Genomic DNA, 7,998 nt, shown 5'->3' with positions numbered 1-7,998 from the left:
GTTTCAATTCACGGCCATCTGGGGGATGGCCGAGCACAGGGAAAAAATATAACAAAAATAAGGCGTTAACCTTATTATTTCGCTAATCATTCTTTTCTGTGCGAGGACGGATTATAGCATAATCATTGCTGAATAAAATTTAGAATTAATTATTTGATTTTTAAAGAACAATGATACTTCGCTAAGCTAGCAGGAATTTGATGAGAACAGCAGGTTAGCGATTATAGAATTATGGCATCTTGGAAAATATCAATTGATGGTTTGGCGCCGTGATGCTCTACTTTTCTGCGCCATTTACTTCCTAAATGGTAAAAGCGTAAACTATCAGTTTCAGGGTTATAGGTATCCAATAGTTTAGATTTTAATACCACCCATTGATCTGGGGCGATATCACATTCAAACACGGAATATTGCACGCGAACACCATAATCAAGACAATGTTTCGCAATACGGCGCAAACGCGCTTGGCCCTGTGGATCATCAAGAGAAATATCATAAGTAATCAGCATTAACATATTGTTATCCTAACGCATTAAAAATGGAGGATATTGCGCTAAATCACCGCGTAAATGCCGTGCCAGTAGCATTGCTTGTATATGAGGTAATAATCCTATTGCAACATCTTCCTGCAAAAATGGGTGAAGTATTTTTTCCTGTTTCTTCGCTTGCCAAGCTTGAAATAGGCTTTTTCGCATTTCGGGTTTCAAATTAACTGCACCGCTGCTTTCTTTTACAAAATCACTTGGTTTAATTTGCCCACGGTTAATTAGGCTTAATACGGTTCTATCCACCAACCAAGCACGAAATTCTTCCAATATATCTTGTGCTAAACTATCTCTGCCCGGACGATCAGCATGTAAAAAGCCAACTTGCGGATCTAGCCCCACACCTTGCAAAGCACCACTAATTTCCTTACCTAAAATACTATATAAAAATGATAACAGCGCATTCACTTCATCACGCGGTGGACGGCGTGAACGTCCGTGAAAAATAAAACCGTTCTTATCCCGCAATAAATGATGAAAAACACTAAAGTAACGAGATGCAGCTTCGCCCTCAATACCACGAATAGTCTCCAACTCGTCAGCTTGCTTAAGCTCCCTTAAACGTGCATTTAAACCATAAATAGCCTGTTGAATTTCTTGATTTTCACCATAATTTCTCAACTGCCGTTGTAAAACGCGCTTAGATGATTGAATTTTAGCCGCGATAATATGACGAGCAATGGTGGTAGGTTTTTCTGCGGAATAGTGATATTGCGCTCGACGTAATAATACATTTCCACTTTGTCGGCCTTGTAAGCGCCCTAAATAGCGTCCATTTTCAGTGAAAAAGGCAAGATTTACATTATTTTCGCCACAAAATCCCATTAAAAATGGAGATACTAGCACATTACCAAAACAGAATATGTGTCCGATAGAATGAATAGGAAGCTGTGCCACTTTTTTACGCTCTTGTTCAATCACAAGCGTTTCTCTTTCTTTATGCAAATAACTGCCTTGTGTCGTAATATAAATGGTATTTTGTAGTTTTTTCATCGTAAAAATTCACCTAATTAAGATTAAAAAACTCATCATTTTTATACCGCACTTTGCTTTTATTCTTTCTCATCAAACAACCTTTTGATATAAGATTGCGATTTATCTTTTTCCAATAATGCAGGCTGGCAAAGTTCAATTAAGGAACAAGCCTTACAGTGTTTTCCATATTGTGGTGCAGGCGTTATGCCGCTTTCTAACAATGCTTGTACATTCGCAATGGTATCTAATGTTCTCTTTCTTAATTCAGCTGAAAACAAAACAGGTAAGCGATGTCGCGTTTGTAAATACCATATCGCCCCTTCCGTAATAGACTGCCCTGTCATTTCTTCTAAACATAATGCTTGAGCGCAAAGTTGAATTTCATCAATAGGTTCAAGTTTAGGTTTGCCACGTTTATACTCTATAGGCTTTAATTGACCTGAGCTAAGATCTTGCTCTACGAGATCCAAAATTCCCGCTAATCCAAGCTGTTGCGCGCAAACATGTACGGTTCGCTCAAAACGAATTCCCTTACGGCTTTCAGGCTCGCCTGAATCGACACGCTCGTGCAAGGTTCTTCCTTGTGCCGTAAGCAAGTTTTCTTCCCACGCTTGCTCGTTATGGATTAACGCACATTGGCGTGGGCAGAATGCATAATGCTGTAATGCCGAAAGGGAAACGATATACATTGGTTAAATTAATTCTTCAACCGTTACGCCTGTTAACCCATCAGTATTCACTGAGATACGGTAATCATCAAATGACTGTGCAGGCATTGCCATATCACCATTCACACGTTCTACGGTGACTCGCTCAAATAATTTATGCGCTGGCTGATTGCCTAAGGAGTCTTGATGTTTAAATACCACCAGTTTGCGTGCTACCATTTCACCACGCGCGGCAGAATGATCGTGTTCAAACATTAGCTGTAAAGCCTGCCATAACTTCTGTAAATCGTCATCACTAAAGCCCGTTTTCTCTGCTAATTTTGCAGAAATAAAGCCGTGTACACGATAAAGTCCGTAAGGAACAATGGCTTTACGCCCCATAGTACGTTCTTTTTCAAGATCTTTCTCATTGGTTACTGCCATACGCGTAATAGAAAGCTCCACTGGAACAATTGGATCGATTGATTGTGCAAAGGCAAATTGCACTGGACCACGAACTTGACCGCTATTAACTTCAGTCGTCATTACTGCACCAAAACTACGAACATCAAAGAAATTTTTGCACATCCACGCGGTAATTTCGCGTGCTTTGACTTCATCTTTCGGTAGTTTTTTCGCTTCAGGCTTAATAGACAATGCTTCATAAGCACGTTTATTTTGTAAATTCAACACGCTTTTTTCTTTCACATAAATCTCGTAGCCTGGCTCATTTTCATAGCATAATTCAATAAAATTACGGATCTTACGTTTTAAACAAACATCTGTAACCAAGCCTTTGCTGGTTTCAGGATCCATACGCGGTAAATTTCCTGCATCAGGATCACCATTTGGATTCCCATTAGTAACATCAAAAAAATATACAAATTCATAACGATTCTGGATAGTCATTTTTTACTCCTTGATTGATTCGGTTTCATCAGCATTGACTTTTTTGCTGAAATAACGTTCTTTTTCTTGATAATAGCCTAATGCAAAGCGTCCTTGTTCCTCAATATTCAAATGACGCGGGAAAACGGTTGGTAATTTTGCTAAAATTGCAGCAAGCTCCTTACTTAAATTAATCGCCATCCCCACTTTGTCTTTCTTTAAGCGAGAAAAATGATGCTGAGCCCCTTTCAGAAGACGTGGGAAAACTGAATACGGCACAGTAGATGCCGAGGCATAATAACGATCGACAATATTTGCATTGAGATCACCCAACGCTTGGTATTGAACGCGTTCTAACAACGCAAACAATCGCCCAAGAAGATAAGCTGTATGATCATTATTTTCATCTAATTCCATAGGAACTCCTTGTTTTATCAAACCTTTTCTAAATCGCCGCTGAAGTACGGCTTTAACCATTGCAATTCTTAATCCTGTTATTTGTCCATCCGCTCTAAATCGCATCAGTAATTGAGATAATAAATTCATCGGATAAAGACTATCAGTAAAAATAGCTCGAGCCAGCTCCCCTGCGAGTACTGGGGAAATATTCTCAGATTTGCCTTTGCCAACGCGATCTAATGGCGTTGTTTGCAATAATAAACGCCAAATAGAAGGTGGCGTTTTCCAAGGGCGAGGATTAAGCGCAAGATCCTGCCAATGCATCGCTAAGTTATTGGCCAGCTCGCCAAAATTGGTCTCCAACCAAAAACGAATAGAAATTCTTGAGGCATTGGGCGCTAAACCTAAAATGAAAAAACGGGTATTCGGCGCTATTCCTGGATTAATCTCTTGCAAAGGTCTGCCTTTACTCATTTTTTCTAGCATATCAAAAATAGGGCTATTCTCTTGCTCATCATCAGGTGGTGTCAAAAAACTAGCAAAGAATTGTTCTGCCAGCTCCGCTTGTTCAACATCCTCTGCTTCCGCCCAAAAAACGGTACTTGTATCGCCAATCATTAAATGATGATGTTTATTGCGTAATAAATAATTTAACGCTGTGGTATAAGCAAATGCAGCTTGTTCTGAAACAGGCGCATTATCACCTTGATCCTTATTAAAAGAAGTAAAGGCATCTTTATTGAAAGAAATTATCGAACCTCCTGAGCTTTGCCCTCCCTGTACCCCTTTAACTGAAGGGTGCAAGCGAGCAATAGGCGCTTTTTCCCCCGTAATTAAACAAATTCCTTCCGTCTTATCATTCGTGGATAATAAACCTGTCCATAAATTTTGTGCTTCAATACTTTGGTGAATATATTCATTTTCACCATCTAGTTTAAATACAACATTGGCATCTAATATTTCAATAGGGCAAAGAGAGTCTGTAAATTTTTCAGGATCCCAAGTTGTTAAGAATTTCATCAAGGCTTGCAAGCCTTTATCTTGAGTATCCACTAATGCTTCTAAATGAAACTGTTTGAACGCATCGAAAGTATGACGAGACAGCAACGCTGGCTGCACTTTCGCACTGGCTTTATCCTGATTGGTTTCCACCCCAAGCACATAAGCCGTTTTATCCCATAAGAAAAAAGGATTTGGTGTTGTTCCAGGACGTTTAAAAGAATTCGGTACTCGTATTAACTTCGGTCTTGGCTTTTTGTCATCCGTCAAATTAGGAATGACATCAACCAACTCTCCCTTTGGATTTAGCACTAAAATATAGCCAATTTTTTCTTCACTAAATCCATAAGAAGGGACTTTAGGTTCACCGGTATCACGATCCTTTTGTGCAGATAAACGTTGATAATAACGAACAAGCGATAATAAAATCACGATACCACCTCCTCGGCCATAAAAGGCGGCACCGTAATAATGCCATCTTGCATTTTGGCTCTAAAAAAGTGCGGTGTATTTTTATGCTGAAAATCAATATCGTGCAACATCCAACCTAAATCGCGCTGACGATCATCTTCCTCTAACAAACATTCTGGTAATGCTTCACCTTCATTAATAAAGGCAAATTCAGCAGGAAACTCCCTCACTCCCATACAAGGTTGTTGGAAGCATTGTCCTTTCATCGCTCGGCGTTTAAACATCTCTAAATGCTTGGTTAGATTATCACTTTCGCCCGCTTTATCTGTCATTACAATATGAGCTTCAATAACATAAGCAACATTTTTTAATACAGTGGCGGCACGTTGTTGACGATCTTCTTCAATGATAGTATAAAGTCCTTCAACACTTTTACGTTTCATTGCCCCATTTACTTTAGTGGCTGGCAGCTTACTCCCCAATTCATTTCTGCGAATAGATTCAAACTGGATAGGTTTCAGCACATAGATCTTATCTATCACCCAGTTTATTGCAGGCTTCCAATGGATCGCTGATAATATCCCCCGCGCAGCTGAAGGGGTTATCACATCATAAGATACCCGTTCCACCTTCATTTCTGGGCGGGTGAAACAGGCATAGTCCCCCCAAATATGTAATCTCACTTTATTTTTCATCCACTACTCCATTTATTCTATGGTTATGCTATGGCAACTTACCAAGCACAATTTTCCGCAGCAATAAATTCTGGCGTATCCCAATTTAATCCAGAATGTTCACTATATAAATCCCGATTAATCAAATAATAAAACTGCTCACCGAAACGCTCTCTATTGATTAAATCAAGCGCACCACGCTGATAAAGTGCGGTCAAAATTTTCTCAGAAATTTGGATCGTATAGGGTTGTAACTTGCGTAAAATCCCCCCAATTTGTTCGACATTTTGCAGGCTATCGATAAGTTTTTCGGCCTCTTCATTAAAAGGAATAATCAAAGGCACAAGATGGCTTTGAATCATTTGAAATTTTTTCGCCATGGCTTCAAAAGGGAAATTTAGCCTTGCATTATGGCAATCTGCTAAAATGCCTGCTTTATCGAGTTCACTCCCCTTTGAAGCATAAACCTGCTTGAAATAATTTAAAATAGCATCTGGTGCAAGTAAATCGGACTGATGTAAGCGTACAACTGAGCGCATACAGGCCGAAAGTACGTTTAACTCCGCCGGCGGCTTCCACTGCTCTTCAGGCTTAAAAATAAAACTAAACTTTCGCTCTGCGCCCGTTTACCCTCGCGATTACAACGTCCTGCCGCTTGAGCAACGGATCTAAGCCTGCTTCCGCACGCATTACCAGCGGGAAATCGACATCCACACCCGCCTCAATTAAAGATGTTGAAATCACCCGACAAGGTTTGCCTTCTTTCAAGCAATGACGAATCTCATCAAGTATTTGTGTACGATGTTTAGCACACATCAAGGTGGAAAGATGAAAACATCCCGCCAAGGATTTCGCTAAATGATACAAATGCTGGGCGTGCTTACGATTATTGACAATAATCAGAATTTGTGAATTTTCAGTTAAATAATTGAGTAAAGACTCATCTTTTTGTTCACCAATATGCTGTACAGTGGTACGCGCCAATCGTTCAAATAATTGCTCAGGATTTGGCGCAATTTCGCGTAAATTCTCAAATCCTTTATAGAAACCGTGTTGCTGATGAATCGCAGGTTGAGTCGCGGTACACATTACCACCGAACAGCGATAATTACGCGCAAGTTCATCAATTGCTGCCATAATCGGACGTAATAAATTGAGCGGTAACATTTGTGCTTCATCTAAAATAATCACACTTCCTGTAATATTATGTAGTTTACGGCAACGAGATGAACGATTTGCAAATAAAGATTCAAAAAATTGCACCGCAGTGGTTACCACAACAGGCATATCCCAATTTTCAGAAGCTAAGCGCAATTTATCTTTGCTATGTTTATCCGCCAATTTTTCGTCATCAAAGGTACTATGGTGCTCTAACACCGCTTTCTCACCAAGATCACCAAATGCCTGACGAAATTGTGCGGCATTTTGCTCAATAATACTCGTAAAAGGAATCACATAAATAATACGGCGAAGTTGGTAAATCTTGGCGTGCTCAAGAGCAAATGCCATTGACGTAAAAGTCTTTCCACCACCAGTTGGTACGGTTAAAGTAAAGAGTCCAGGTGGTAGTGAGGCTTGCTGTACAGCATAATCAAAAATCTGACTACGCAATTGATTCAGAGCAGAAGGTTTCTGATTAGCTGAAGATTGTCTAAATTTTGACTGAATAAATTGATTGAAATGATGCTGTAAGGTAATAAGATCAGGATAATCACCCCGCTCAATGGAAACATTTTTCCCTTTGGCATAAAAAGCCTCTGTTTCTAAAAAATCTGCATCAACCAAACAAGAATAAAGCATTCGGGTAAAAAAAGACAAAGAGAAAAATTGCTCTGTTTTTGATGGTGTGATAGCAGGAAAAGAAAGTTTATCGGCTAACGGAATTTCATCTTGCCAAGCCTTATCTAAAGCAGGAATGATATTTTCTAAGCGCTGCGCTAAGGTTGTTAAATCCCCTTCTCGCGAACCATTCGCTAACCCAGCGTGATGCCCTGCAATACAAAATGCCATCAGCCAACCGAGTTGAGGGTATTTTTCTACGGCTAATTTAGCTCCAGCAGTTGAATGATCAACTCTCGGTCCACCACGCAAACGCGCTTGATATGGCTCACTATACTTACCAAAATCGTGTAGCAATCCCATATGATATGCAATCTCTTGAGCGCCAAAGTATTGCGCAAAGTCAGCTGCCATTTTCGCAACATTGATCAAATGATCACTTAACAACTGCCAATCTTTCTCTGTCGGATCTTCTGTTGAATGTGCGAAAAAAACCATACACGCTACCGCTTTAAAATGCTCATCATTAGACGGAAGTATATAAAAATCCCCTTATCTTTCAATCAGTAAAACAAAATTTTGTGATACATTTCACATTGTTTTTGAAAGTGCTTAAGTTTAAGCTAGGGAAAACGTAAATTACGCGGCAGAACGGAAAATTATAGATATAAAAAAAGCCGC

8 protein-coding genes are annotated in these 7,998 nt (G+C 39.7%); all 8 read right to left on the bottom strand.

Annotated features, from left to right (window positions below; translation table 11 throughout):
* Nucleotides 1-221: 221 nt before the first annotated feature.
* On the bottom strand, nt 222-515 hold the full coding sequence (gene cas2, locus C3Z13_RS09690) for a CRISPR-associated endonuclease Cas2 (protein WP_103853153.1): 294 nt from the start codon (nt 513-515) through the stop codon (nt 222-224).
* 9 nt (nt 516-524) lie between these two features.
* Nucleotides 525-1,538 carry a type I-C CRISPR-associated endonuclease Cas1c gene (gene cas1c / locus C3Z13_RS09685; RefSeq protein WP_103855785.1) on the bottom strand — a complete coding sequence of 338 codons (1,014 nt, stop codon included), beginning with the start codon at nt 1,536-1,538 and terminating at the stop codon, nt 525-527.
* 59 nt (nt 1,539-1,597) lie between these two features.
* On the bottom strand, nt 1,598-2,209 hold the full coding sequence (gene cas4 / locus C3Z13_RS09680; protein ID WP_103855784.1) for a CRISPR-associated protein Cas4: 612 nt from the start codon (nt 2,207-2,209) through the stop codon (nt 1,598-1,600).
* A gap of 3 nt (nt 2,210-2,212) precedes the next feature.
* The gene (gene cas7c / locus C3Z13_RS09675) at nt 2,213-3,076 is read right to left on the bottom strand and encodes a type I-C CRISPR-associated protein Cas7/Csd2 (protein ID WP_103855783.1); all 864 of its coding nucleotides are present in this window, start codon (nt 3,074-3,076) and stop codon (nt 2,213-2,215) included.
* 3 nt (nt 3,077-3,079) lie between these two features.
* Complete coding sequence (cas8c, locus tag C3Z13_RS09670; RefSeq protein WP_103855782.1) at nt 3,080-4,885, bottom strand: type I-C CRISPR-associated protein Cas8c/Csd1; 1,806 nt, start codon at nt 4,883-4,885, stop codon at nt 3,080-3,082.
* Nucleotides 4,882-5,559 carry a type I-C CRISPR-associated protein Cas5c gene (cas5c, locus tag C3Z13_RS09665; protein ID WP_103855781.1) on the bottom strand — a complete coding sequence of 226 codons (678 nt, stop codon included), beginning with the start codon at nt 5,557-5,559 and terminating at the stop codon, nt 4,882-4,884. The genes cas8c and cas5c overlap by 4 nt, the downstream gene beginning before the upstream one ends.
* A gap of 38 nt (nt 5,560-5,597) precedes the next feature.
* Nucleotides 5,598-6,077 (bottom strand): hypothetical protein, encoded by a 480-nt coding sequence (locus tag C3Z13_RS12450; RefSeq protein ID WP_245872626.1) that lies wholly within the window; start codon nt 6,075-6,077, stop codon nt 5,598-5,600.
* Between the two features lie 64 nt (nt 6,078-6,141).
* A complete protein-coding gene (locus C3Z13_RS09660) occupies nt 6,142-7,815 on the bottom strand; it encodes a CRISPR-associated endonuclease Cas3'' (protein ID WP_245872625.1) in 1,674 nt (557 codons plus the stop codon).
* Between the last annotated feature and the right edge of the window lie 183 nt (nt 7,816-7,998).

Origin of the sequence: Avibacterium endocarditidis (assembly GCF_002921145.1) — a bacterium.
Lineage (GTDB): Bacteria > Pseudomonadota > Gammaproteobacteria > Enterobacterales > Pasteurellaceae > Avibacterium > Avibacterium endocarditidis.
Note: the sequence above shows the minus strand (reverse complement) of the source record. Positions and strands in the feature narration are given on the sequence as shown.

Bases quoted from the DNA above. Each gene is read 5' to 3' on its own strand.
- cas5c (WP_103855781.1), bottom strand. From the start codon at position 5,559: ATGAAAAATAAAGTGAGATTACATATTTGGGGGGACTATGCCTGTTTC.
- cas1c (WP_103855785.1), bottom strand. From the start codon at position 1,538: ATGAAAAAACTACAAAATACCATTTATATTACGACACAAGGCAGTTAT.
- cas7c (WP_103855783.1), bottom strand. From the start codon at position 3,076: ATGACTATCCAGAATCGTTATGAATTTGTATATTTTTTTGATGTTACT.
- cas2 (WP_103853153.1), bottom strand. From the start codon at position 515: ATGTTAATGCTGATTACTTATGATATTTCTCTTGATGATCCACAGGGC.
- C3Z13_RS12450 (WP_245872626.1), bottom strand. From the start codon at position 6,077: ATGCGCTCAGTTGTACGCTTACATCAGTCCGATTTACTTGCACCAGAT.
- cas4 (WP_103855784.1), bottom strand. From the start codon at position 2,209: ATGTATATCGTTTCCCTTTCGGCATTACAGCATTATGCATTCTGCCCA.
- C3Z13_RS09660 (WP_245872625.1), bottom strand. From the start codon at position 7,815: ATGGTTTTTTTCGCACATTCAACAGAAGATCCGACAGAGAAAGATTGG.